Raw genomic sequence first — 24,589 nt, 5'->3', positions numbered from 1 at the left:
GAAGCAGCGAAATGACAACGGCAAACGACTAAAGAAACCTGTCCCACGCCGGATGGCCCTTGTATGCGTTTTATGCAGCTGCTTTTCAAAAGCGTACAAATCTCTCTTGTTTGCCTCCTATCACTGAAATGGGTTGAAGGCAGGTTCCCACTCGGGCAGGGGATAAACGAACTAGGATGAAAGGAGGTATGAATCGTGGCGGCTTCACCGAAAACGTTAAGAACGTGCGACAACGGACACCAGTACTACAAAAGCACCGATTGTCCGACATGTCCGGTTTGCGAGCAGCAGGCGGCGCCTGACAGCGCGTTTCTCTCCCTTCTCTCGGCGCCGGCCAGACGAGCGCTGGAACATAACGGCATTACGAGTTTGCAGCAGCTTTCGACCTATAGCGAGAAAGAGATTTTGAAATTTCACGGGATGGGACCCGCGTCGTTGCCTAAGCTTCGGGCGGCTTTGGAGAAGATCGGTTTATCGTTCAAAGATTAGCGTAAACGGGAGCGTAACCGGAGGAAGGGCAGGCAGGCCGCCCTCATATGAGGCCCCGCAAAGTCGGCTTGCCGCCACGGGGCCCGATTACCGGGGGAAGCGGCCTCCGGACTGCCGGCCAAGGAATTGGAAAGGAAGGCTAACGGTCCATTGCGCTTCTACGATGGGCCGTTCAACTGCCTTGCGAATTCCAGCTGCATCCCCCATAACTCTTTGACGCCGACCGCTTTTCTCGAGGTGCGTTCCACATCTTTTCCTTCAGCCGTCCATAGATACGGGTACAGTAAAAACGCCTGGTCGCCTTGAATGTTTTGCGAATCGTGCAGCCACTCTTTCCACCGGAACGTCTCGTAAAATAAAGCCACATCCCCATTCAGCACCCACTCGATAAATCCGGAATAAGGGACTTCGAGATCTTCCCAGCTCAGCGTGTCCGGAGCAAAATAATGCACGGTTCCCGTTTCCCCGCTTAGTGCAAAACAGCCCCCGACCAAATCGTACGCGACGATTAAAGCGTCTCCGATCGGGTTGTTCCAGGTAATCAGCGACCCCGAAATACTGGAGTTGCCGGCCCCCAAAATTTTTAACCAGCCGCCATCGATTAACAGTCCGCCGGTTTCAAGGGCAATGGCTCCCAGATAAGATCGATTCGATAGCTGCAAATGTTCAAGCGTTGCGATCCCTTGTTCTCTATTGCAAGGGAGTACGGAAACCCGGTTCTGCGCGCCTGCGATACATTCCTGCAGTTCGCCCCACGCATCGTCCGGACCCATCCGTTTTTTACTAGTTTTCATGGATTTACCTCACTATTGGATGGTTTCTGGCGGGAGACTTATCGTTATTCCTTCATAAGCAGCAGCTTCATTCTGCGGGAGCCGCCCCTTCCTCACCGCAGCTTAACCGCCCGAACCGGCAACCGCTGGGGAAGAGCCGCCAGCGGATTGTGCGCACCTCCATAGCCAAATGGGGGAATGCCGGCGTCTTGTCCGGCAGCGCCAATAAATGGTCTTTCTCTACCGTATATTCGTCTTGTCGAAATCTAGCAACCTTCCATATACTGTATCAGCTTCAAACAAAGAGCGCAGCGTAAGACCTCCCCCTTCTCGCTGCGCTCTTTGCTATGTGCCGACCCTGCAGCCTGCTCGAACGCTTTCGCTGTACGGTTCCTATTCTATCGGGTTAAATCAGTTCCCTCCGCCGTTTTAAGTAGCGGTACAGCACGATGCTGAAAGCGGCGCACACAGCGGCGCACAACCCGATAAACCCGTACCCGGCCTGGAGCCCCCGGAGCAGGCCGATGGGAGTATCGGCGCCGTAAAGCGCCTTCGTACCTTCTATGACGCCTCCGATGAGGTAGTTGCCGATAACGCTCCCTACCCCCATCAGCGTAACGGTAAAGGTAATGGCCGTGTCGCTGCCCCTCGAATACCGTCTGGCAATAAAGGCCATAACCGTCGGATAAATCATCGCGATCCCCAGTCCCGCCGCTGCGAACAGAACGGCATAACCTTCGCCTCCGATCAGGGCTGCAAACGTACATAAGGCCGAAAATGCCGAGAAAACAATAAGCGACAGGGTGAACCCGATCTTATCGGTCAAGGGCCCCAATATAAGCCGGGCAAGCGTAAAGCATAGAAAAAAAGCCGACAGCATGCCCGAGGCCGTAACGGTATCCCATCCGTAAGCCTTCTCCAGAAAATAAACGAGCCAGCCGCCTACCGCCAGCTCCGACACGACGCCGAAGGTGAGGATCAGCACCATCAGCCAGAGGGCCGGGTCGCGCATCAAGGCTTTCAGCGGAATCCGTTCCTCATGCGTCAGGCTGTCGCCCGGGAACGAGGAGCGTAAGGCCGATATAATGGGCAGAATGGACAGCGACAGCATCACCAGATACATGCCGCGCCAATCCAGCGTATGCCCGAGCACGGTTACGTTCATTAAGCCCGTCGCCACCAGGGGAGCCACCGTGGAGCTGATCCCGTAGAAGCCGTGGGTCAAATTCATCATCGTGCCCGTATTTTTCACGAAAATACGCGCGCCCAGAATCGCTAACGCAATCTCCAGCATCCCGTTGCCGATGTACATGAGGAAATACGACGAAGCAAACGCCGGATAACTGTGGGAGAAATAAATAAGCACGCCCGAGAGGATCATCGACCCGAACGCAGCGACGCTTACGATTTTGATTCCCCAGATCCGGGTCAGAAATGCGGTAAACGAGCAGGCCAGTAAATAGCCGAGCGCATTCAGCGACAACAGCGTGCCGAGCTGGGATTCATTCAGCATGAAGTCGAATTGAATGCGCGGTATAGCCGGTCCTTTACTATTTTCCGAAAAGCCGAAAACGATAAATCCTGCAAAAATCGTCACCAATTGCATGGCGTAAATCTTGTTGAACTTCTCCAGTCGTCTCTCCACTTCCGGTTAACCTCCGGGCTGTTTCTGTCTTCGCTTGTCGGTTGGACCGCGTCATCACAGGATCGCCGGTTCGACGACCGGACGGTCCATGAATCACTCTATCAACCCTGGGCATAAAATGCTATTCTTTTATACTTGAAGGTTTCTGATAAAATCCCCAGATCGCGCGCACAGCCCTCGCTCCTTTAATCGTTATCCTTGTCCGGGCCTGGCGCAGGCGGCTCCGCAAACCGGACCGACCAATGCCAGCCGTCCTCCGTCCGTTCCGTCAAGTCCCCGGCCTCTATATCCCGGATCAGCCGCACGACCCATGTCCGCTCGGTCCGGCCTTGTCGCTTTTTCTGAAGAGAGCCGGTTTCGCTCCCGTACTTTTCGAAGCCGATGAGCAGGCCGACGACTATGCGGGGTTGTTTCTCAATCTGGCCCGCAACGGGACGTATGTTTTGCAAGAGCTGGGGTTGGATGAAGAAGTCCGGCGCGAAGGGTATGCAATGCATACGATGAAGAGGGTCAGCGGCAAAGGCAAGCTGCTGGGTGTTATCGGCGCTTCCGACGGGGAGCCCCAAGGGTATACGGTGAAGAGAGGCGCGCTCCATCGGATTCTCCGGGAAGAGGCGCGGCGTCAAGGCATTCCGATCGAGTACGGCAAGAAGCTGAAAGCGGTCGAAGTGAATACGGCAGAACGCGTGGAGATTTCTTTCGAGAACGGGGGAACCGCATCCGGGGATCTGTTGATCGGCTGCGACGGCATTCATTCGCGGGTCCGGAGAATCGTCGTTCCGGGCGCGCGCCGGAGCCGGCTTATACAGGATTGATCAGCTTTGGCGGTTTTTTGCCCGACAGCAGACTCCCCTACGATCGGGGCACCCAAACGATGGTGTTCGGAAAACGCGCGTTTTTTGGCTATTTGACGAGGCAAGACGGCGAAGTGTACTGGTTCGGCAACTTGGACTATCCCGGATCGCCCACCCGGCAAGATCTGCAGCGCATCCCCCAGGCGGAGTGGCATCGAACCGTCCGGGAGCTGTATGCCGACGATATCGCCCCGCTTTCGGGTATCGTGCATGGGATGCGAGGAGAGATCGGCGTCTATCCGATCTACGATCTGCCTTCCTTGCCGGAATGGCACAAGAAATCCGTAGGTCTGATCGGCGACGCCCTGCATGCCACATCGCCAAATGCCGCAGGGCGCTTCGCTGGCGCTGGAGGATGCGATCGTACTGGCCAAGTGTCTCCGCGACCTCCCCGATCAGGAGCAGGCCTTCGCCCTTTTCCAGAAACAGCGCCGCGACAGGGTGGAACAGATCGTTCGTTACTCCAGAAGCATCGGCCGGCGCAAGCATGCGACGAACCCGGTGCAAGTGTTTTTCCGCGATCTGATGATGCCGCTGTTTCTTAGGAGAGCCGATAAGGACGCCCATCGCTGGATGTACGAGTACCGGGTCGATTGGGAAGAGAACTGACTCAACGTAAGATGCAGCTGTACCCTTACTGCGTTAAGAAACGCATGTCCGGACTGCCTTCGCGGTCGGGTGTCTTAAGGACTTGCCTTTCCCGGACGGCTCCGGCCTCTCGCGAAGGATATGAGCAGCAGCAACACCGGCACCACATACGCGATGCACATTCCCAAGTAAATGTTCAACCTCTGGTACTCGATCAATTTCTGGCTGCTTGGAGGAAGCATGGAAAACCAGTACAGCACCGGCAGCATGAGAACAGCGATCCACCGCCGGCTTTTCACCTTGTAAGCTTGTGTGGCGATGATCGTTGCGGCGAAATACATATTGCCCACACTCGTAAAAACGGACGCCACCCATACGCCGAGAAAAGCCGATTCCAGCCGCTCCAGGATCAGTCCGGGCACCTCGCTCGTCTTGACCAGCTCCAGAGTCGGCCAGGCCAGAATTCGCAGCTCGTCGACGCCAAATACGGATATGCCGGAAAATGCGATAAGCACGTAGATGAACCCCGGGATCGCAACGCCGATGATCCCGGCTGTCATTCGTTTGCCCCCCTGCTCCGTATTCGCCAAAAAGATCGACATCATCTCGAAGCCGAGATACGAGCCGGCCGTGTAGAAAACCCCCTTCAGCAAGCCGAGCCAATTTCCGCTGAATATCGGCAGCACGTTGTCCAGCCGCGCGCTTTGCAGGGAAGACAGAGCGATGATGACGACGGGAACGACGATGATCGGCAGCAAAATTTCATTGACGCGAATCAGCACCTGCTCATCGTGCATAACGAAAAACAACCCTGTGAACAGCATCGTCAGTATAACGACTTCCAGAGGCGTTTCCCGCAATACGTTGGTTACGACGACCTCGCCGAAGCTGCGGGCGATGAGTGCGGTAGAAGCTGCCCAAAACAAAAAGTATGCGGTGAATAAAGGAAGGCCGATGAGGCGTCCGACCAGAGGGTAACGCTTCGGGCCGAGCAGCCGGATCGCATAATCGACAATCGTCTGACCCGGATGGCGGTTGGACAGCTTAATGATGACGGACAACGCCAGGATGGCCAGCAGGCAGCCGCCTATGACCACGATCCACCCGCTTTCCCCTGACGATTCTGCGGCCATCCTGGGCAAGGTCAGCACGCCGATGCCGATCAAAGAGCTGGAGACGATGCTGCCGGACTGCCGGATGTTGGTGTAGAACGTGGGACGGCTTTCCCGATCTGCCGGACCTTTCGGACGGTTCGAGTCTCTGCTGCCGGTTTGCTGTTCGATGCTCGGCTCCCCCCTGCCCGGCTCCTTGTGAGCTCCATTGGTTTGCTACATGTCGCTTCTAATTATTTCCGGAGCGGTGTTAAACTATTCCAACTCTGTTCCGTCCAAGGAAGGAGCGCTTCTTTCAACAAAAATACCCCCGTTCCGGCTGTAGCGGCTGGTAGGGGGGGATGGAGGCTGACTTAAACGCGCAGTTCCCTTGCCGTGCAAACTTAATTCAAAGCGAGCATAGCCGCCATATCCTCTTGCGCATCGCCGATCAGCTTCAGGCCGAACAGCTCGACGAGCACGTTCATGACGCCTTCATTGATGAACTCCGGCGCTTTCGGACCGATCCGGATATCCCGGATACCGAGGCTGAACAAGCCCAGCAGGATGGCGACGGCTTTCTGCTCGAACCAGGACAGCACGATGCTTACCGGCAGTTCGTTGACGCTGCAGCCGAAGGCGTCGGCCAGCGCCAGCGCGATTTTGACCGTAGAGCCGGAGTTGTTGCATTGGCCCAAATCGATGTACCGCGGTATGCCGGTGCCGGCTACCGTGCCGTAGTCGACGTCGTTGAAGCGGAACTTGCCGCAGGACGTCGTCAGTATCACCGTGTCGTTCGGAAGCGAAGTGGCCAGCTCGCGGTAATACTCGCCGCCTTTGCCCGGAGCGTCGCAGCCGGCGATGACGAAGAACCGCTTGATCAGGCCGTCGCGCACCGCTTGAATGATTTCCGGAGCGAGTCCGATGACCGTCTCGTGGTGGTAGCCGGTCGTCAGCACTTGCTCGGAATCGATATTCGCCTCCGGCAGCTCCAGCGCCCGTACGATCAGCGGAGAGAAATCGTCGCCGACGATTTTCGTCACATTCTCAAGCCCCGCCACCTCATAGGAGAAAAACCGGTCCGCGTAGGTGCCCTTAATCGGCATCACACAGTTCGTCGTCGCCAGAATGGCCCCCGGAAACTGCTCGAACAACCGCCGCTGGTCGTACCACGCTTTCCCGATATTTCCTTTCAGGTGGGCATACTGCTTCAGCTTCGGATAGCCGTGAGCCGGCAGCATTTCGGAGTGCGTATAGATCTGGATGCCTTTGCCTTCCGTCTGCTTGAGCAGCTCCTCCAGCGCATACAGGTTATGCCCCGTTACGACGATGCACTTGCCCTCGATCTTGTTCTGCGATACCGTAACGGGCTGCGGAATCCCGAAGTGCGTCGTATGCGCACGGTCAAGGACATCCATGATCCGGACCGCGGCCGTGCCGACCTTCATCGCCATATCCAGATGCTCCTGGAGGTTAAAATTCGAATTGGTCAAAGTCAGGTACAGCGCTTCGTGCGTAATCCGGTCCACTTCCGGATCGGTATAGCCGAGCTGTCTGGCATGTGTCGCGTAAGCGGCAATTCCTTTCAGCGCAAAAATAATCGTATCCTGCAAGCTTGCTATCGTCTCGTCTTTGCCGCATACCCCGACCACTTTACAGCCGCCGCTCGGCGTTTGTTCACATTGGTAACAAAACATAAAGCCATCCTCCATTCGGCGATTCGCTATGTTCTCTTCCAAGAACCAGCTTAACAGAGCCGGGGGGATGGCGACGGTGACGGCAGTCACACCGTTTCTGGCGAAATGATGACATTGCTTACGCCTTGTAGATGCAATACCGCTGGGAGTATGGCACGGCCATTTACCTAAAAGACGCACGAAGACGCAAACTGTTGGCTTACCGGTCCCTCCGGCGTACAGCCGGGTTACATACGCTGACCCGGTTGCGGCCGCCGCGCTTGGACAAATACAGCGCCTCGTCGGCCGCGTGCAGCAGCGACTCCAGCGTATCGCGGCCGGGCTCCGCCGCTTGGGCCGCACCGAAGCTGGAGGTGACGGCGACCTCGCCATCCGCCGTAATCAGCGGCTCGGCCTCCAGCGCCGCGCGCAGCCGCTCGGCAAGACCGGCAGCCTCATCAAGCGAAGCGAACGGCAGAGCGATCACGAATTCCTCGCCGCCGTAACGGCCGAACAACGTATTTTCGCCAAGTATCCGCTTGCATACGGAGACGACGTGCACGATGACACGATCGCCCGTCTCATGGCCGAAGCTGTCGTTAATCTGCTTGAAATAATCGATATCGAAAAGCACGACCGAGAACGGATGTCCCCCGGTCCGGGATTCCTTTAACAGCTCGCGGGCCAGGTGGATGAAATGGGTCCGGTTGTAGATTTGGGTGAGACCGTCGTAGTAGGCCATATGCTCCAAATCCCGCTGAAGCCGTTTCAGCTCGGTCACGTCGATCAGCATCAGCAGGCTTCCCGCCTGCTCGCCGTTGCGGTGCCGGACGACGGAAGAACGAACCTCGTAGCAGCGGCAGCCGTTGTCCGCCGTCCACACAATCTCCTCCTTCATCCCCTGAGGCTGACGGGCCGCAGGGAACGGTGATCCCGTCATCATGGTCCATACCTCGTCCAAGGTTTTACCGATGAGAGAGAGATGGAGCGAAGGAATCATCGCGGCTGCGGCGCGGTTGAAATCGATGAGCCGCTCTGCGGGATCAAGCACGATAACCCCCTCGCCCATGCTTTCGAAAATCGTTTCTTTGGCGATTGGAACCACGGTGAGCATTTTGGTAGAGACTATCGCCCATATAAACAAGGAGGAAGTGACGCACATGACGATTGGCACAGGATCGAGTCCCCCCGGCGCGATCCCCAGCAAGTAGAGGAAGGCGGCAACCATCGGAATGAACTGCCCGCACAGCATCACCGTCAGTTGCAGCCGGTAAGTCCGGCTCGTCTGTCTCCAGCGGCCAATCAGCAAGACGACGGCGGCAAGCAGACAGCTGAATGTGTAGATGCCGTGTACGATGTACCATTCTCCGATCTCAATCTTCACGAGCGGGGCCGGCAGGCCCTCCCTCAATTCCATCGACTTGTAGAACAGATGATGATAATCGTTCGTCGCAACCATCAGCAGAGTGATCGCCGGGATGACCAACATAACCGCAGCCGTTCTCCCGGATACTTTCCTGCCGAGATAGTTCAGCACGATCATCAGACCCAGGGCGGCCGAGAACGGCATGCCGACGTATTCGACCGTCGTCCAGAGCTTGACCTCCCGGATCGTATCGCTTGCCAGACAGAAAGCATACCCGAAACAGTAAATCGCCAGCGCTGACGTATAGGCCATAAAAGTTCCCGCACCCGGTATTTCGCGCCTCTTGGAGAAGGCGTAGATGCTGAGAAACACATTGAACACACCCGATACGCAGACAAGCGTAATGTACATCGTCAATAGCGAATCCATGTTTGCCGGCTCCATCCTAAGTAGCTGTATATTCATCGTAACATACCGATAGCGGGGTAGTGGGAATTGTTTTGCACCATACCAGCGTACGTGAATACGGTAAACCCTTTATCCCGTTAAACGTTCAAAAAGCAGCAGCCGGGATGCCTCCGGGACTGCCGCTGTATTCAACTGTTCCGGCCCGCCGCTAGGACCCCAGCGGTCCCCGAAGCTTGCCGGCTTTTCGCGCTCCCAGGCTGTGGAGCCACCGAACGAGACCGTCAGCTTCGCTTCGCTGCGCCGCGTCCAGCGGCGTCAAGCCGTCCCAGACGGATACCCAGTTCAGTTCGGCTCCGCGTGCGAGCAGGTACTCCGCCGGACGCTGCTGCCCGCCATGGCAGGCGCACCAGAACGAGACGTTAATCTTGTCAGCGGGTTCGGCGCCGCTTGCTCCCCAAGAATACTGTTCCGGTAATTCGGCGCCGTCAAAATGGCTCTGTATCGCATCCATCCGGCCCAGCGCTGCGGCATGCCAGAGGGCGAACCGGGCTCCGCGCTCGACCAGCCGGTGGGCCGCCCTCCATTGCGCGAACGCGACGGCATCGTCGAGCGCAGTGCCTCCGGCAATCACCGCGCCCGGCGCTTCCAGATCCGCCCCGGCATCGAGCAGCGCGTCGATCGCTTCGACGTCATCCGTACTCGCCGCCCAGTGGAGCGGGGTCTCGGCGTGTGCGCCGGCGAACCGGGCGTTAACGTCAGCACCAGATTCCGTCAACAGCGTGATGACAGCCGCTCCGTTAGGGAAATGCCCGGGCCAATCGGTGGCCACATGCAGCAAGGTTAGAGACGACTCGCCGGCGTTCCTTGCTCCGTCCGAGGTTTCCTGTCGGACGATTCGAGCTGCCGCCAGTCCCGGATTCCCGGCGAGAAGCCGCTGCAGCGATTGAACGTCCCCTGTACGTATCGCCTCGACAGCGGCTGCTGCCAACTTGTCATCCTGATCAAGAACGTCCATGGCCGGACCTCCTGTGTATTCGTTTTTTAAGTTTATTTAGTTTTTTAAGTCTCCTATCCCCATTATACCTGTTGACCGGGTACAGCAGTAGGTAAATGCCCCACAATTGCGGGGGTTGCTTACGCGGCCGGTTCCTGTCCTCCCGGGCCGGTGTCCGCAGCTCGCGAAAGCCGGAAATCATGCTGAACACATGAGACGTACGGGCTCTATAACGGAATAAGAGCCTCTAGCGAGGCTGTCGATTCATTGTGGACAACCAAGTGGAAAGGGAAAAGATTGCCTTCTGGCGAGTTTTGTCTGGAATCCCCTACCTTACAATCCTTATGAAATCAAGGGATTCCGGACAACCTGTCTGAGCAGAAGAAGGTAACTTTTCACTTGGAACGGCCTTTCTAACACCTCTACACAATGAATCGACAGCCTCTCTAGCACCTCCTATTTTCGGCGTTTTCGAATGGTCGAAGAAAAGAAAGGCGGTTTGCATCTCTTATTTTCAACCAACGGAGGGGTTCGCACCTTTTGGATGGATTCTAAGAGTCTCAAACCGCTCGTATTCCGCCATCCAAGCCGATTTGGGACGAAATAAAGGAGTGTAAACCGCTCTTATTCTGAGAGTTTGACGCCACCACCGTGTACAGCCCATCTAGCAAATCTGGAGCCCGCTTCGACGGCTTGGCGGACCGATCGCTCATATTGCCCCCTCCTCCCATTCCACATTCCAGCATTCAGCCCGACTTCAGTCTCAAACAACGGCGCCTGAGTCCGCTTCACCGGCGAAAAAAGCGGAATAGGCGAAGGATTGGTCACAAATAGAACCACCTCGGTCACTATGGTCTGGAGTTCGTTGGAGTGCGTGCAGTCCGCGAACTATTCCCTGAGCCGACTGCCCCCGCGTAAACGGCGGTATGTCTTTGCAAAATAATTCGCTTCGCCGCTCTACCGCTTTAGCAAACCTACAGCAACAACCCAAAAAAGGGCCGCCTTTGCAGCCGGGGCCCTTTGGGATGTCGTTTTTTTACGCCGTTACTCTGCCTCTACCACCGGTACTGTCTGTCAAGTCCCGCAAAAAGTCCGGTAAGGTTCGCCCGATTCGGCTGGCGGCGCGGAATACGCGTCCTGCTCGGGGGAGTACGCGTAAGGGTCCGCTAGCGCACTTAAAAGCCGCTCCATCACGCTGTAGTCGTCTTGCTCCACCGCAGCCTCCAGCGCTTCTTCCACCCGGTGATTGCGAGGGACGATGGCGGGATTGCTGCTGCGCATCAACTGCTTCGAATCGGATTCCGATTCCTGCTGCCTGCCCAATCTCGCCTGATACAGCTCGTGCCACCGGGCAAATTCCTCGCTGCCGAACAGGGACGTGCCCTCCAGCTTGCCGAGAGTCAAGGAGCGGAACGTATTCGTGTAATCCGCGCGATACTGTTTCATTAGGCCGAGAAGACGTTCAAATAAAGCCGGATCGTCATCCTCTTCGTTAAAAAGGCCCAGCTTCGCTCTCATGCCCGCAAACCAGTGCTGCTGAAACAACTGTGTAAAACTGGCGATCTCCCGCTCGGCCAGCTTCACAGCCTCGTCCTCATCTTCGTGAAGCAGCGGCAGCAAAGATTCGGCGAATCTCGCCAAGTTCCAAGCGGCGATATACGGCTGGTTGCCGTAAGCATATCGGCCGTTCACGTCAATGGAACTAAATACCGTCGCCGGGTCGTACACGTCGATAAAAGCGCAAGGCCCGTAATCGATCGTTTCTCCGCTTAACGCCATATTGTCGGTATTCATCACTCCGTGGATAAAGCCGACCAGCTGCCACTGTGCGATCAATCCGGCCTGACGCTGAATGACTTGCCGCAGCAGCGTTAGATAGCGGTTTTCCCCGGCGGCGGCTTCCGGATAATGCCTTTGCAGCGTATAGTCCGCCAACGCTTCGAGATCGCGGGCATTGCCCCAATTGGCAGCGAATTGAAACGTCCCGACGCGCAGATGACTGGCAGCTACCCGGGTTAATATCGCACCCGGCAGCTCCGTCTCGCGGATGATGGTTTCACCTGTCGTCACTACGGCCAAGCTGCGGGTGGTCGCAATTCCAAGCGCATGCATCGCTTCGCTAATGATGTACTCGCGCAGCATTGGCCCGAGCGCCGCTCGTCCGTCGCCCCGCCTGGAGAAAGGCGTCCGGCCCGAGCCTTTCAGCTGAATATCCATCCGCTCGCCCGCAGGCGTGATCTGCTCGCCGAGCAGCAACGCGCGGCCGTCCCCGAGCCTATTAAAATGCCCGAATTGATGCCCGGCGTAAGCCTGGGCAAGAGGCGAAGCGCCTTCGGGAACGCGGTTGCCGGCCAGCACCGCAACGCCGTCCCCGCTTTGCAGCGCTTGGGCGTTCAGCCCGAGGGAAGCGGCGAGCCGTTCATTCAGCACAACCAGCTTGGGGGAACGTACAGGCGCTGGCCCTTGTCTCGCATATAAAATTTCCGGCAGGCGGGCATAACTGTTATCGAAGTTCCATCCGGCTTCCGTTATTGGTTTCTCCGTCATCGTAGCTCCTTGTTCTTCTGTTTGGATTGACGAGTCGTTTCAGTTCGAAATTTGCAATAGACAGCTGTTACATGTAGCGGACTTCTACCTCTATTTTACTCTTTTTTATGGAGACAGTAACAGTTTATTCGTTTCCTTGCCTTATTTTCGTCCAAGTACAGGGCGGATTCCTTTAGTTTTCGCCCCCGCCCCCGATTTATTCTTAGGACTGAAACACAAATACCGGTCCGTCCCCACCTGTCATTTCGAACGACCTCTTCTTGGTAAGTTCCTTCCCTGAGCTTGGCAAGCTGATCCCGTCAGATCGGATCTTATAGCAGTGGATACCGCGCTTACTGGATCAGAGAAAGAATGACATCTTTAGAATGATCCGCAAACGACCGGTTAGGCCGGGATTTCATAATAACGGTTAATCCGATTAAGGAAACAACGAGAGTTTGAGACAAAGCTTTGACGTCTAATTCACGGTTTAATTCTCCGGTAATTACGCCTCTCTTTAACGTCTCTTCAAAAATAGCCGACAAATACATTTGATGTTCTCTCGTTAAAATTGCAAATTTCTCATCGTGCGGAGACAACTCCACCATCGTATTAATGCAGAAGCACCCCTTATTGCGAGCTCCTGTGTATTCCTTCTCGATCAGATCCTCAAATAAGAATCGAAAAGCTTCTTTCACAGTCGCAGGCTTTTGCAAAACAGCCCGAATACGGGAGGAATGCTGCTTCGTATACAAACGGAGCGCCGCTTCGAACAGTGCTTTCTTATCGCCGAAGGCCGCATAAATACTTGGCTTTTGTATCCCCATCCTCTCCGATAATTCACTCAAGGAAGCTGCCTCGTATCCTTTCTCCCAAAATAAATCCAACGCAGCGTTTAGTGCCTGATCCTCATCAAACTCCCTCGGCCGAACCATATGAACGCCCCCCTAGTTTCATACCGATTAGTAAAATAAACTTTAGAAGACACTGTAGGATTTGTCAACGGAGTATTGACAAAACACAGATTAGTTATTAGGATTTACTCATGAAAATTACATACCGATCGGTAAATAACTATGGGAGATGATTCATATCATGAACAACCACTCTAGCGCCTCAGCTGTCCGTCTTCCCCGTTATTGGCCCTTGATCTTCGCCGTTGCCAGCGGCATGTCCGTAGCCAATATTTATTACGCGCAACCGCTGCTGGATGCCATATCAAATGACTTGAGCATGTCAGCATCCACGATCGGCATCGTCGTCACCGTGACTCAAATTTTCTACGCCTTTGGGCTAGCCTTGCTGGTACCATTAGGCGATCTGGTAAATAGAAGAAAGCTCATTATTGGACAGTTGCTGTTGTCTGCAGCGGCGCTGGCTGCCGTCGGTTTTTCTCCAACCGGGATCACGCTGCTTGCAAGCATGGCTGCAGTAGGATTGCTGGCCGTCATCACCCAGACCCTGGTCGCCTTTGCGTCTACCTTGGCCTCTCCAGCCGAAAGAGGCCGTATTGTCGGCCTGGTCACCAGCGGGATCGTAATCGGCATTCTCCTTGCTCGCACTTTGGCAGGGATTGTCTCGGATCTTGGCGGCTGGCGAGCCGTCTATTGGTCTTCTGCAGTTGTAACGATTCTGATGGTTGGCCTGCTGTCCCGCATTTGGCCTAGAAATGAAGCGGTAGCGGCTCCTGCCTCCCTCTCTTACGGACAACTGCTGCAATCCTTGTTCCGATTATTCATGGAGGAGCGGATTTTGCAGGTTCGCGGCGTATTGGCGCTTTTGATCTTTACCGCGTTCAGTACCTTATGGACATCGCTGGTACTTCCGCTCAGCGCACCCCACTATTCCCTCTCGAACACACAGATCGGACTGTTCGGTCTGTTCGGGGTGGCCGGAGCGCTGGCTGCGGCCAAGGCAGGCCGTCTCGCGGACCGAGGCCGGGGTCAGCAGACAACCGGCGTCGCTTTAGCCTTACTTCTTGTTTCTTGGCTTCCGATTAGTTTGACGGATCAATCCTTAATTGCCCTAATCATCGGAATTATTGTGCTCGATTTGGCCGTTCAAGCCGTACATGTCACCAATCAGAGCCTCATTTTCACCAAAAAGCCCGAAGCTCGAAGTCGCCTGACCGGCGGATATATGATCTTTTACTCCATCGGCAGCGCTATCGGTTCAATCGCCTCCACCTATCTGTATGCCCACTACGGCTGGTATGCCGTTTGTCTGCTTGGTGCCGGAGTCAGCGCTCTGGCGCTGGGTTTCTGGTCGATGACCCGGCGGATGACGGCTTCATAATGGGTAAGAGTTCGCACAAGCTCCTGATCCGGTTTACGAATCCCAGCGAAACGACTGTCAGTATAAAAGGCCGCCGATTTCTTCGGCAGCCTCTTCTTAGGCAGGTGTTTTACTGGGGTGTTCTCTGAAAGGATGCAGCTATCTTGGGCACCCAATCCCCTTTTCCAGCTTCCGACCAGAATGAAATAACCCAAAAAGCCCGACCTCGCTCCCTAACTGTGCACGCGGCCGGGCTTCTTCTTCAGGCTATTCTCGATCGTTAACCAGCTAACTTTACCAATATATTAAACATTATCCTTAACCTTGGTCATCCGTTCCCGCATCCGTCTAAATTCTGCTAGTCGCTTAGGCGAATATTTGCTTTCGTCAATCCGCCCCAGCCGGATATTTTTGCGCAAACGCATTTCCAGTATCGTACAGAGGGTGAAGATCGGGATTGCAGCAGCAATGACCCACCCAATCGATGCTCCCGAAGGAATTGGCATACTAACGGCTCCTTTTCTTAGATAAACATAATTCGCCTACCCTTATTATAGTTCCAATTATACCAAAAATAAACAAATTTGAAGAGGTCTTTAGTAGGATATTAGCTAAAATTGTAAGAAAAACGTAAAAGGAAGCTTTTGTTGGTACAGAAAACTAGCAGTTTGCTTGCTTGAAACAATACTTTTGAACTTTATCATTGTAAAAAACCTAAATTTTGGCGTAGCGATAAAAGCTTTTAATCGAAGTCTTTCCACGCCATTGCCATGTTGAATGCCTTTAATTTCGGATTTCAGACCCCTGCTGTCGCAGACTTACATCTATTAAACGTTTTTTGGAGCGAACAAACATTTTGGAATATTCAAACGAATACAAAAACCGTTATAATGCTAATAAGATTAGATGAGCTGAGCGAAGAAAGGTGAGACGAGATGGATGTGAGGATTGAAAGGGCGCTAACGGCCGATGCGGAGGAAATCTTAATTCTGCAAAAAATGGCTTACCGAAGCGAAGCCGAGCTTTATCGCAATTACGGGATCGAACCTCTTGTTCAAACAATTGAACATGTGAAGCTTCAATTCCAAAACCACACCGTGCTGAAAGCAGTCAGCGATGGAAGCATCGTCGGCTCGGTCAGAGCTTATGTCAACGACGGGACTTGTTTCATCGGCAAACTGATCGTACACCCCGGCTATCAGGGCAGAGGGATCGGCACCACATTGATGAACGCAATCGAAACCATCCGCGCTGCGGGCAGATACGAACTGTTCACCGGCAGCAAGAGCGAGACCAATATTCGCTTGTACCACCGGCTTGGGTACCGGATTTTTAAGTACGAGATCGTCGAGCCGGATTGGGGTCTGGTGTTCTTGGAAAAAAACAGAGACATCCAGCCTCTGTGAACTCTCGTCAATGAATGGAGGAGCTGCTCCATTTATAGAGACTCCTATATCCCGAACCTGCACAAAACCCGGCATCCATAGAAGCAGTATGGACGTCCGGGTTTTATTCGTACCGGATTCAGCATATTACGAAGGGTCGTCGTACTCTAAGGCCGCTTTGAGCTCATCCCGTCTTTCCGCCGCCTCCCTTGCGCTCTCAAACTCGTGATCGGACAGCGTTACCTGATTCGCTTGCCGGATATATCTGGCGGCCAGGTCGAGCTCGTCCATCCCGAAAGCGATATCGGCACGCAGGACGTACGCTTTGAAACGCAGCACCGCCCCGGCGTCCTCCCCTTCCGCCAGCGCCAGATCGAGTACTCTGGCGGCATCGGCGGGTTCGTCCTTGGCATACGCGAGCCCATAGGCGGTCTCGAACGCATTTTCATAGCTTGACCGTGGCGCCATATCAGAGAGGGTACTTCCGGCTGGCTTTCGTCTACGGCATTTCCTCGGGGGCTGCTCTTGCTCTCGAAGCGGCTAGGCGGCTCCCATCTATCCGGAAGCTGGCTCTGTATGAAGCGCCGTTCGTCGTCGATAACAGCCGCAAGCCGGTGCCGGATAACTATTTGGAGCAGATGGAAGGTTATCTGGCGGCCGGACGCCGCAGTGCAGCGGTTAAGCACTTTATGCGAAAAGGAGTCGGCCTGCCCGCTCCCGTCGTCGCGATGATGCCCCTTATGCCCGCCTGGTCGAAGCTGAAAGCCGTCGCTCACACGTTGCCCTTTACAATTACGAGGTATCGGCTATAATTTAATTAGAACTCTAACTATATGAGGTGCATACGGATGAACGGAAGCGGACATGAGGCCTGGCAGTGGGAGAACGGACCGATCGGCCGACTGGTGAAGACAGGCTATATTACACTGCGCAGAGAAATGGAGGAGCTGCTCGCACCGGTCGGGTTAACCCATACGCAGTGGAGCGCGTTAAGCGTCATCCGCCATTATCCGGGCATCACGCCGTCCCAATTGGAGCCGATTCTCATGATCGAACGGCCCAGCGTCACCAGCCTGATGAACGGACTGGAGGGCAAAGGCTGCATTATCCGCAAGGATCATCCGTCGGACGGCCGTTCCAAGCAAATCTTTTTGACGGACACCGGGCGGAAGATGGCGGAGGATACGCAGCATTTCACCGCCATTCTGGAGGAACGGGTTAAGGAAGGGATGACCGCTTCCGAATTCGAAACCTTAAAAGCGCTCCTGATCAAAATGGTCGGTTTATTCGAAAAGGAGTGACTGCCGTTTATTTGCTCATATAGTTAGAATTCTAATTATATATCTTGGGTTCATGATTCATTCATACCCAAGCAAAGGAGAAGGATCATTGATGACGGAACACCCCCAAGCAGGAGTCCCGGATTCAGGCTGGCAAGGCGTCCATCATATCGCCTTGGTCACCCCGGATTTGGAAGCTACCGTTACGTTTTATGAGAATGTGTTGGGTATGCAAGCGACGCCGGTTTATCCGGCAACCGCGCAGCGCGGCAGGCATTGTTTCGTGAAGCCGGGAGACACGGAATGCTGGGGCATTCATTTCTTCGAATACCCGGACGCCCGGATATTCGAAAGCGCCGATGCCCTGAGACGTCTATCGGCCAATCCGCAGGCGGCGGACCTGTACCGGTTTTTGCCCGGGGCGCTTCAGCATATTGCCTTTGCTGTGAGATCCGAACAAGACGGACTCGCTCTCCGCAGGAAGTTGGCCAGCCACGGTGTCGTGATGACGGACATATACGATCAGGGCCGTTTACGCAATTTTATTTTTATCGATAACAACGGGATTCAGTTGGAAGCCGCATGGCCCAAGCCGTAAATCAATCATAGCGGCAGCAGATGCGGTGCGTTACGCCCAGCCTTTGGACCCACGCTGCTGCTCCCCGCGCAGTGCCGCCTCCTGCTGACCGCCCGGTATGCGGGAGGCGGCGCTCCTTCGCCGAAGGACGCCGCCTGCATCCGATCCCATTTTACCGGCTAAGCCAAACGCCTACAGTCCCTTGCCCCCGATCGGGCGCACCGGTACGCCGCTAACCCCGGCGATCAAAGGCCGGCAGCGCTGAATGACCGCCAGCACCCTCTCATTTTTCAAGGATGCGGCATGCGCCTCGGCATTCTCCCACAGCTCCATAATCCACAACACGTCCGGATCGTCGACCGATTCGTTGATGATGTAGAAGATGCAGCCCTCCATTCCCTCCAGCGTATCTGCGGATTCCAGCATCAGCTTGGCCAGCTCGTCGCGTTTGCCCGGGTGTGCCTTCAATTGGCCGAACATCGTATATTTACTCATCCTAATCTCCCTTTTCTTGTTCAAGTTTGGCTAACATCGCCTCGTAATGCGCAGTTACTTTCGCCCCGGCTTCCGCCATTTTCCGCACGAGCAGCTCCGATCCGATCGAAAGCGCCGTCCCGTACGGCATCAGGAAATAGGGCACATATGTCAATAAAGTCGAACGTTCCAGCAGAAATATGGCTTCCTCCGGCCGCCGCTCCGTCAGCGCGTGCCCGAACAGCCAGTGACGGCACAATTCGTTCAGCACCTGCTCCTGGGCGGTGATCCGCACCGTCTCCAGCTCCGCGGCCCCTTGCGAGCCCGGAAGCAGATTGCCGAGCAGAAAGTCTTTCGCTGAAAAGCCTTCCGGACGCTCAAACCTCGCCTCGGTCTCGCCCAGCCGGACAATCCGGTCCACACGAAAGCTTCGCAGCTCCCCCCGGTACTCGCAATGGCCGACCGTATACCAGCTTCCTTTCCAGTACACGATGCCGTAAGGGTCGAACCGCCGCTTGGAGGAACCCTCCCCTCTGCCCCGGTCGTATTCCATCTCCAGCGTTCGTCCCTGCCCGGTCGCCTCCTCGAGCACTTGCAGCAACGCCCGATGCTTGCCGTCGATAGGCGGATAAATGACCGATAAGCCGCCGCCGTGCCGCTCCAGCTCGTCCAGCTGCTTCTCATTCGCGTATCGCCTCAGCTTGTCCATCGCCCTCTCCAGCGCTTCCGAATGCGGATACCCCGCTTCCCTGGCGAACACGGAGGCATGGATCAGCCCCTTCTGCTCTTCCGGATCGAAGACGAGCGGGGAGTCGGCGAACCGGCTCAGGATGCGGTACCCTCCGTTCGGACCCGTATCGGCGACGATCGGCACCCCGCTCGCGCATAACGAGTCGATGCAGCGGTAGACGGTCCGCACGTGAATCTCCAGCTCCTCCGCCAGCTGCTTGGCGGTCATCCGCTTGCCGCTGCGCAGCATCCAGAGGATCGATAACATATTGTCCGCTTTGGTCATTCTCCAAACCCTCTTTTCCGGAATCCGGCCGGCTCGTCCTCCCCGAAACTACCTATTACTCCAGCGGCTTCATCCCTTGGTCGATCCAATATTCGTAGGTCGGACCGTAGACGTCGGGAGCCCGGAGTCCGGCTTGCCGCATCAACACCGTCATCTGCCCCCGATGGTGAGCTTGATGCATCAGTGTAAAGTGCATGGAATCGCCATTTCGCCATTCTTCCCCCATAATCATGACCGTCCCGTCGAGATGATCGTCGCTCCACTGTGTCTTCACCGCCTGCAATACAGCCGCGCTGATACGCCGATATTCCCCGGCGATCTCGCCGGCCGATTCCGGAGCCTGTTCTCCCTGTGCCACTCCTTCGAAATCGAGGCCGAGCGCGGACATATAACCCGCCGATGTGACCAGATGCCACGCCAATCCGCCCAGCGTCCGCCGCCCGGAGACGATCGGCTGCCGCAAAGACTCGTCGGTTAATACGCTCAGCACCCGTTCGGTCCGCTCCGCCTCCTTCTCCCATTCCTTCGCAAAATCCGCTATCGTCGTATACATAACCGTTCCTCCCGGATGTTTTTTACCCTCGAATGGAGTATACTACTCGATCCCTGACAGAAACGGTCAGTTATTTTGCACGACGATCGGTTTTTTTGAGACGACCTCTTACTTGCGGCCTTCCGGATTCCTTGTTTTGCGATAAGCTCAAGCTGTTTTTTTGTCTCGGTACATTCAGCTTAACCATGAAGGATAATCCGTTCAACTTATATTGCAAAAACATCTGTACCGGGCACGCCATTACTTTATCTTGACAAAGTAAATTAACTTAAGTTAATTTATTTACTAGAGTTAATCTTATGGAGGCGAACGAAATTCAACATGCAGATATTCCTTTAAGAGAACTGAAGAAGGCGCGAAGCAAAATAGCGTTGTACGAAGCCGCTTTGTCGCTTCTGGGCGATAAAATGTTCAGGGACGTGATGCTCGACGATATATGCCGGAGGGCGGAAGTGTCCCGGGTGACGTTTTTCAAGTTTTTTCAAAGCAAGGACGATCTTCTCCTGTATTTTATGCGGGTATGGCTGACCGAGAGGATCATCGAGATCGAGGAGGAGCGCAAACGCGGGTTCGGGGCCATCCGGCATCTGCTCCATCATGTCGCCGAACGGTCCAGACACCAGGCCGGGCTCGTCCCGAGTCTGATCGCTTTTCTGGCGGAGAAAAACATGCATCCGTGCATGCCGGAGCTGAGCCAGGCCGAGGTGCGGCTGCTGTTTCCCGGCCATGAGACCCAGGGCGCGGTCAGTCCCAATATGTTCGAGCTGTTTCGCCGGTGCATGACGGAAGCGAGCGCCGACGGGACGCTGAGACCGGAGATTACGGCGGAATTTGCGGTGAAAGGATTGTTCACCATATTTTACGGCGCTTTTCTAACCGCCCAATTGTATGCTTCCACCGATATAGCCGACATATATGAAGCCCATCTTCAACTGTTGGAGAACAGGTAAAGGAGCGATGCGTGCGTGAGCATAGTAAAACCTGGCCGGTATACGGCCCATATGGAAGGGTCCTTCGTGGTGTTTATAATCGGGATGCGGATTAACAAGCTGTGGTCGGTACACAAATGGCTGCCGGTACTAAAGGCCATGAACCCGATGATGCAGGAGCTGTACCGGAATAAAGAGCTGGGCTTTCTGGACGCGAGCTTCCATCTGTCGTGGCGCGGCGTATCCGTCGTTCAATATTGGCGGTCGTTCGAGCAATTGGAGGACTACGCGCGGAAAGGGGCGATCCACCTGGAAGCGTGGCGTAACTTTAATCAAAAGGTCGGGACGAGCGGCGGCGTCGGGATTTACCACGAAACGTATCTGATCCAGGAAGGACAGTACGAGTGTCTGTACAACAACATGCCCGTATCCGGCTTAGCCAAGGCGGGAGCTCACGTTCCGGCCACCGGCAAGCGCGAGACTGCGAGCAGAAGACTGGGCCGCGACAGCGAACCGGCTGTCCCTTCGCCTGCTGATCCGGGGTAAGCCAAGTGAAGTCGGGGTTCCTCCCCTGTGCCCGCATACGCGCAAGGGTCCAGAAAGATACGCCGCGATCAAATGATCCGGACGATCTCCGGCACTTGCGCCGAGCGGGAGCACGCAGCCGACCGCCGTCATGCAGTGCACTGGGGCTGCGCGCAGTACGATGCCAAGCGGCCGATAACTTGGCGAGCGCAGCGGCGCCGCCCTTATGCGATTTGTTCCGCCAAATCTTCCAGATCCTGCAGCAAATCGGGGATCCACTCCTCCGAGCCCGGGATTGTGCCGGTCCCCCCGTACACGAGCCATCTTAATGTTTTGACCAGCCAGCAGATCCCGCCGATGTTCACTTGCCAGTGCAATTGCTCTAGAGACAGCTCCGGGCCAGCCTCTTCGAGAAATGCCGATACAACTTCCTCCTTGGGTACGCCGCCGCACCGATTGTGAGCCTCTCCGATTAAACCATACAAATCTCCCAGATGGGGACTCAAATAGGCGATAGACCAATCGATCGGCAGAATGTTGTTTCCCTGAATCAGCAGGTTTTTAGCGTGATAATCATGATGGACGAGAGTAATAGGAACTGTGCGGTAAAGACTATCAAGTGCGGCAGGGAGTATGTGTTGAAGTCTTACAAGCATCCTGTTGCCGGAGAGACGTGGCGACCGCAGCAGATCGTCCAGAAGTTTAAGAAACTTTGCCGCCGATATCGTGTAGGAAGTTAGGGTATGACTCGAGAGATTCCTCTCCAGATTAGCCGATGCGGTCTGCCGCAGTCTGGCCAATTCTCTTGCCGCTTCCAGAAAGTGATCCCGACTGGGCTGCTGCTCCAAGTTATGCTGGCCGGCATCCTCCATAATCATAACTGCACTGTTCTCCCCTTCATAATAACCGAACAAGTAGGGAGCTTTGATTTGCAAAGGATTCACCAGTTGCCGATAAATAGAGGCTTCTCTGGCCATTTCTTGACCCCCCCATTTGATAATGCGAGTTGCCCCGTTAGCTTGCGTTACCCGATATACTTCGGAGAGCGACCACTGTCTCAATAGCGACCATTCAGTCACTTCATCCAGCAGCGGTATTCTTGAGCGATAGGCAGAGAGACGTTCTGGAATCATAGGATGATCTCCTCCCGTAACATGTTAAGTGTACGAGAAAATTTTTACACAAATACCCAATAAAGTATAGACTTATTATTTCCTTTCCGATATGATGTTGAATTAAGTCTTGAATTTTTTCAGGACTCTTTTTATATGCGGTATAGAGGGCTGTGACAGGCTGCCTAGGGGCTAACTGTTGCGGCTCTTTTTTGGTGATTCATTGTCCTTCCCTTTGCATAAAAGGAAACCTAATGTTACAATTTGAATGAACGTTCATTCAAATTCGTCGCGAGGTGCACCCATGTCCGAGCCAAGCAAACAACTCCAGCAAAAATTTATGGAAGGTTTCGAGCAATCCGTGTCGGACCCGGCCGTCATGCAGATTATGATTCACGCCATAGAAGTGTTCTCCAAGAAAGGGTTCACCGGCGCCAAAATTAAAGACATCGCCGCCAGCGCCGGGTTCAGCCAAGGCTATGTATACACGTATTTCAAATCCAAGGACGAAATCTTCACAAAAATCGTAGAGCTTGCCGGCGAAGGATCGGGACAAGCCGTTCGGTACGCGTCCGAGCTGCCGGGAACCCCTATGCAGAAAATAACGTGGCTGACCGAAGCGTTCCTGTCTCCGGACAGTATCGCGATGCAGCATTGGCGATTGATTTTGCTGCAAACCGCCACCTCGGAAGCTATCCCTGAAGAAGCCAAGCGAATCTCCAAGGACACGATGGGCAAACCGTTCGAATATATGATTCCTCTAATCGTACAAGGCCAGCAAGCGGGGGAGATCGTCGAAGAAGATCCGATGATGCTCGCGATCACCTACTTTTCGTTCATCCAGGGCCTCGGGATCTCCAGAATGCAAACAACCGCGGAGCTGCCCTTCCCCTCTGCCGAAACGGTATTGCGATTCATGAGGAAAGGAGGCGGCTCGTATGGTCCAAGTGTATAAAAACGAATCGGCGAGAAAGGCTGTGATCGAGTCCTATAATCGGATTCTGGACATGTGGGAGGCGCCTTATGAGGAGAATGACATCCAGACATCGTACGGCCTGACCCATTGCATAACGTCCGGGGACGCCGGAAGTCCGCCGCTGCTGCTTTTCCACGGGGTCGGAGACAATTCGGCCGTCATGTGGGCGTTGAACATCCGGGAGCTGTCCCGGCATTTCTATTGCATCGCCGTCGATACCATCGGAGGGCCGGGCAAAAGCGTGCCGAACGAAAAGTTCAACAAACAAACGTTTAATCCGATGAAATGGATCGATCAGATTCTGGACCACTTTCAGATTAATACCGTTAATATCGCGGGCGTGTCCAACGGCGCCTATATCGCCTACCACTATACAACGGTTCGTTGCGACCGGGTTCGCAGAGCGGTTTGTTTGGAAGGCGGAATGGTAACGAGCCCGCTCAAATCCATGGTTCAAACCCTCCTGATCCTGTTCCCGGAGATCCTAATCCCAACGAATCGCAATCTGCACAAAGTGCTAAAAAAGCTTAGTTCGCCCGGCGCCGACGTGTTTGATCGCTACCCGCTGCTCGCCGAACATCTGGTCTTGTTGATGAAAAGCCATAACCAGCAAGCGATGTTCGTCCACAAGCTTGAGAAGTATGATCCATCGAAGGCGGACGCTGTCAAAGAGAAGCTGATCTTCCTAATCGCCGATCATAACATCAGGCTGAAAAAAGACCTCATGGCCGTTCTAAACCGCGACGGATTCCGCTATAAGATCGTTCCGGACGCCGGACACGGGATCAATCACGAGCAGCCGGAGATTGTCCATCGGGAAATAATCGGGTTTTTGCTGTAGTTGGATTTGTCTAAACCTATACACTGAAAACGAAATGCGAACAACGACCGGCCTATCACAAAATAAGGATCTTTGGGGCCCTCTATTTTCGGCTTTTTCGAAAAACTAGCCGAGTAAAGGCGGTTTGCACCCCTTATTTCAACCAACTGACGGGGTATGCTCCCTTTTCGCCGATTTTAAAAGCCCCAAACCGCTCTTATTTCCCAATCGAAGCGGGTTTCGGACCAAATAAAAGCTG

At 54.7% G+C, this 24,589-nt stretch carries 26 protein-coding genes; 12 read left to right on the top strand and 14 right to left on the bottom strand.

Translation table 11 applies throughout. The annotated features are described in order from the left end of the window. Nucleotides 1-195: 195 nt before the first annotated feature. On the top strand, nucleotides 196-489 hold the full coding sequence (locus AC3Y2E_RS24190; RefSeq protein WP_190927283.1) for an RNA polymerase alpha subunit C-terminal domain-containing protein: 294 nt from the start codon (nucleotides 196-198) through the stop codon (nucleotides 487-489). Nucleotides 490-647: 158 nt separating this feature from the next. Here the strand turns inward: AC3Y2E_RS24190 and AC3Y2E_RS24185 are convergent, their stop codons facing one another. Continuing rightward, a complete protein-coding gene (locus AC3Y2E_RS24185; protein WP_379214967.1) occupies nucleotides 648-1,283 on the bottom strand; it encodes a DUF2625 family protein in 636 nt (211 codons plus the stop codon). Nucleotides 1,284-1,668: 385 nt separating this feature from the next. Continuing rightward, nucleotides 1,669-2,868 carry an MFS transporter gene (locus AC3Y2E_RS24180; RefSeq protein ID WP_190927434.1) on the bottom strand — a complete coding sequence of 400 codons (1,200 nt, stop codon included), beginning with the start codon at nucleotides 2,866-2,868 and terminating at the stop codon, nucleotides 1,669-1,671. Nucleotides 2,869-3,149: 281 nt separating this feature from the next. Here AC3Y2E_RS24180 and AC3Y2E_RS24175 point away from each other — a divergent pair, with 281 nt between their 5' ends. Both AC3Y2E_RS24175 and AC3Y2E_RS24170 read left to right on the top strand, forming a co-directional pair. Continuing rightward, a complete protein-coding gene (locus tag AC3Y2E_RS24175) occupies nucleotides 3,150-3,722 on the top strand; it encodes an FAD-dependent oxidoreductase (RefSeq protein WP_379214965.1) in 573 nt (190 codons plus the stop codon). Nucleotides 3,723-4,070: 348 nt separating this feature from the next. Continuing rightward, nucleotides 4,071-4,370, top strand: coding sequence for a hypothetical protein (locus tag AC3Y2E_RS24170; protein WP_223836544.1), 300 nt, complete (start codon nucleotides 4,071-4,073; stop codon nucleotides 4,368-4,370). A 74-nt stretch (nucleotides 4,371-4,444) separates the two neighbouring features. Here AC3Y2E_RS24170 and AC3Y2E_RS24165 read toward each other — a convergent pair whose 3' ends face one another. The 6 genes from AC3Y2E_RS24165 to AC3Y2E_RS24140 all read right to left on the bottom strand — a co-directional run bounded on the left by AC3Y2E_RS24165 (nucleotide 4,445) and on the right by AC3Y2E_RS24140 (nucleotide 13,345). Beyond that, the gene (locus AC3Y2E_RS24165) at nucleotides 4,445-5,491 is read right to left on the bottom strand and encodes a GerAB/ArcD/ProY family transporter (RefSeq protein WP_223836545.1); all 1,047 of its coding nucleotides are present in this window, start codon (nucleotides 5,489-5,491) and stop codon (nucleotides 4,445-4,447) included. Between the two features lie 353 nt (nucleotides 5,492-5,844). Then, nucleotides 5,845-7,137 carry a hydroxylamine reductase gene (gene hcp / locus AC3Y2E_RS24160; protein WP_379214963.1) on the bottom strand — a complete coding sequence of 431 codons (1,293 nt, stop codon included), beginning with the start codon at nucleotides 7,135-7,137 and terminating at the stop codon, nucleotides 5,845-5,847. Nucleotides 7,138-7,336: 199 nt separating this feature from the next. Then, nucleotides 7,337-8,911 (bottom strand): histidine kinase N-terminal 7TM domain-containing diguanylate cyclase, encoded by a 1,575-nt coding sequence (locus AC3Y2E_RS24155; protein ID WP_190927291.1) that lies wholly within the window; start codon nucleotides 8,909-8,911, stop codon nucleotides 7,337-7,339. A 187-nt stretch (nucleotides 8,912-9,098) separates the two neighbouring features. After that, a complete protein-coding gene (locus AC3Y2E_RS24150; RefSeq protein WP_379214960.1) occupies nucleotides 9,099-9,905 on the bottom strand; it encodes an ankyrin repeat domain-containing protein in 807 nt (268 codons plus the stop codon). A gap of 1,053 nt (nucleotides 9,906-10,958) precedes the next feature. Next, nucleotides 10,959-12,431 (bottom strand): protein adenylyltransferase SelO, encoded by a 1,473-nt coding sequence (locus AC3Y2E_RS24145; RefSeq protein ID WP_379214958.1) that lies wholly within the window; start codon nucleotides 12,429-12,431, stop codon nucleotides 10,959-10,961. 332 nt (nucleotides 12,432-12,763) lie between these two features. Further along, entirely contained in the window at nucleotides 12,764-13,345 is a 582-nt protein-coding gene (locus AC3Y2E_RS24140) for a TetR/AcrR family transcriptional regulator (RefSeq protein WP_379214956.1), read from the bottom strand. A 160-nt stretch (nucleotides 13,346-13,505) separates the two neighbouring features. Here AC3Y2E_RS24140 and AC3Y2E_RS24135 point away from each other — a divergent pair, with 160 nt between their 5' ends. Next, on the top strand, nucleotides 13,506-14,705 hold the full coding sequence (locus AC3Y2E_RS24135; protein ID WP_379214954.1) for an MFS transporter: 1,200 nt from the start codon (nucleotides 13,506-13,508) through the stop codon (nucleotides 14,703-14,705). 284 nt (nucleotides 14,706-14,989) lie between these two features. Here AC3Y2E_RS24135 and AC3Y2E_RS24130 read toward each other — a convergent pair whose 3' ends face one another. Further along, complete coding sequence (locus tag AC3Y2E_RS24130; RefSeq protein WP_332073238.1) at nucleotides 14,990-15,190, bottom strand: hypothetical protein; 201 nt, start codon at nucleotides 15,188-15,190, stop codon at nucleotides 14,990-14,992. Nucleotides 15,191-15,619: 429 nt separating this feature from the next. Between AC3Y2E_RS24130 and AC3Y2E_RS24125 the strand changes: the two genes are divergently transcribed. After that, nucleotides 15,620-16,090: a GNAT family N-acetyltransferase gene (locus AC3Y2E_RS24125; protein ID WP_379214952.1), complete on the top strand. Its 471-nt coding sequence runs from the start codon at nucleotides 15,620-15,622 to the stop codon at nucleotides 16,088-16,090. A 126-nt stretch (nucleotides 16,091-16,216) separates the two neighbouring features. Here the strand turns inward: AC3Y2E_RS24125 and AC3Y2E_RS24120 are convergent, their stop codons facing one another. Beyond that, nucleotides 16,217-16,537, bottom strand: coding sequence for a DUF8817 family protein (locus AC3Y2E_RS24120; protein WP_379214950.1), 321 nt, complete (start codon nucleotides 16,535-16,537; stop codon nucleotides 16,217-16,219). On the opposite strand from AC3Y2E_RS24120, the gene AC3Y2E_RS24115 reads away from it, so the two are divergent. The 3 genes from AC3Y2E_RS24115 to AC3Y2E_RS24105 all read left to right on the top strand — a co-directional run bounded on the left by AC3Y2E_RS24115 (nucleotide 16,522) and on the right by AC3Y2E_RS24105 (nucleotide 17,947). Further along, entirely contained in the window at nucleotides 16,522-16,881 is a 360-nt protein-coding gene (locus tag AC3Y2E_RS24115) for a hypothetical protein (RefSeq protein WP_379214947.1), read from the top strand. The two genes, AC3Y2E_RS24120 and AC3Y2E_RS24115, sit on opposite strands and share 16 nt — an antisense overlap. Before the next feature lie 36 nt (nucleotides 16,882-16,917). Beyond that, complete coding sequence (locus AC3Y2E_RS24110) at nucleotides 16,918-17,370, top strand: MarR family winged helix-turn-helix transcriptional regulator (RefSeq protein ID WP_332073243.1); 453 nt, start codon at nucleotides 16,918-16,920, stop codon at nucleotides 17,368-17,370. Between the two features lie 91 nt (nucleotides 17,371-17,461). Continuing rightward, a complete protein-coding gene (locus tag AC3Y2E_RS24105) occupies nucleotides 17,462-17,947 on the top strand; it encodes a VOC family protein (RefSeq protein ID WP_379214944.1) in 486 nt (161 codons plus the stop codon). 171 nt (nucleotides 17,948-18,118) lie between these two features. Here AC3Y2E_RS24105 and AC3Y2E_RS24100 read toward each other — a convergent pair whose 3' ends face one another. Genes AC3Y2E_RS24100 through AC3Y2E_RS24090 form a run of 3 tightly spaced genes read right to left on the bottom strand, consistent with a single transcriptional unit; the run spans nucleotide 18,119 to nucleotide 19,968 of the window. Further along, nucleotides 18,119-18,421 carry a putative quinol monooxygenase gene (locus AC3Y2E_RS24100; protein WP_190927324.1) on the bottom strand — a complete coding sequence of 101 codons (303 nt, stop codon included), beginning with the start codon at nucleotides 18,419-18,421 and terminating at the stop codon, nucleotides 18,119-18,121. Between the two features lies 1 nt (nucleotide 18,422). Beyond that, nucleotides 18,423-19,415, bottom strand: coding sequence for a helix-turn-helix transcriptional regulator (locus tag AC3Y2E_RS24095; protein ID WP_379214941.1), 993 nt, complete (start codon nucleotides 19,413-19,415; stop codon nucleotides 18,423-18,425). Nucleotides 19,416-19,470: 55 nt separating this feature from the next. Continuing rightward, on the bottom strand, nucleotides 19,471-19,968 hold the full coding sequence (locus AC3Y2E_RS24090) for a DinB family protein (protein WP_379214939.1): 498 nt from the start codon (nucleotides 19,966-19,968) through the stop codon (nucleotides 19,471-19,473). 299 nt (nucleotides 19,969-20,267) lie between these two features. On the opposite strand from AC3Y2E_RS24090, the gene AC3Y2E_RS24085 reads away from it, so the two are divergent. Next, nucleotides 20,268-20,918 carry a TetR/AcrR family transcriptional regulator gene (locus tag AC3Y2E_RS24085; RefSeq protein WP_379214937.1) on the top strand — a complete coding sequence of 217 codons (651 nt, stop codon included), beginning with the start codon at nucleotides 20,268-20,270 and terminating at the stop codon, nucleotides 20,916-20,918. Nucleotides 20,919-20,933: 15 nt separating this feature from the next. Beyond that, nucleotides 20,934-21,443: a DUF4188 domain-containing protein gene (locus AC3Y2E_RS24080; protein WP_379214935.1), complete on the top strand. Its 510-nt coding sequence runs from the start codon at nucleotides 20,934-20,936 to the stop codon at nucleotides 21,441-21,443. Nucleotides 21,444-21,646: 203 nt separating this feature from the next. On the opposite strand, the gene AC3Y2E_RS24075 is transcribed toward AC3Y2E_RS24080, so the two are convergent. Further along, nucleotides 21,647-22,555 carry a phosphotransferase gene (locus AC3Y2E_RS24075; RefSeq protein ID WP_379214933.1) on the bottom strand — a complete coding sequence of 303 codons (909 nt, stop codon included), beginning with the start codon at nucleotides 22,553-22,555 and terminating at the stop codon, nucleotides 21,647-21,649. A gap of 283 nt (nucleotides 22,556-22,838) precedes the next feature. Between AC3Y2E_RS24075 and AC3Y2E_RS24070 the strand changes: the two genes are divergently transcribed. Next, nucleotides 22,839-23,489: a TetR/AcrR family transcriptional regulator gene (locus tag AC3Y2E_RS24070; protein ID WP_379214930.1), complete on the top strand. Its 651-nt coding sequence runs from the start codon at nucleotides 22,839-22,841 to the stop codon at nucleotides 23,487-23,489. Further along, nucleotides 23,473-24,351: an alpha/beta fold hydrolase gene (locus AC3Y2E_RS24065; protein ID WP_379214928.1), complete on the top strand. Its 879-nt coding sequence runs from the start codon at nucleotides 23,473-23,475 to the stop codon at nucleotides 24,349-24,351. Before AC3Y2E_RS24070 ends, AC3Y2E_RS24065 begins: the two co-directional genes overlap by 17 nt. Nucleotides 24,352-24,589 lie beyond the last annotated feature (238 nt).

It is taken from the genome of Paenibacillus sp. MAH-35 (assembly GCF_058135425.1).
The sequence above is the reverse complement of the archived record's forward strand: the minus strand, read 5'-3'. Positions and strand labels throughout refer to the sequence as shown.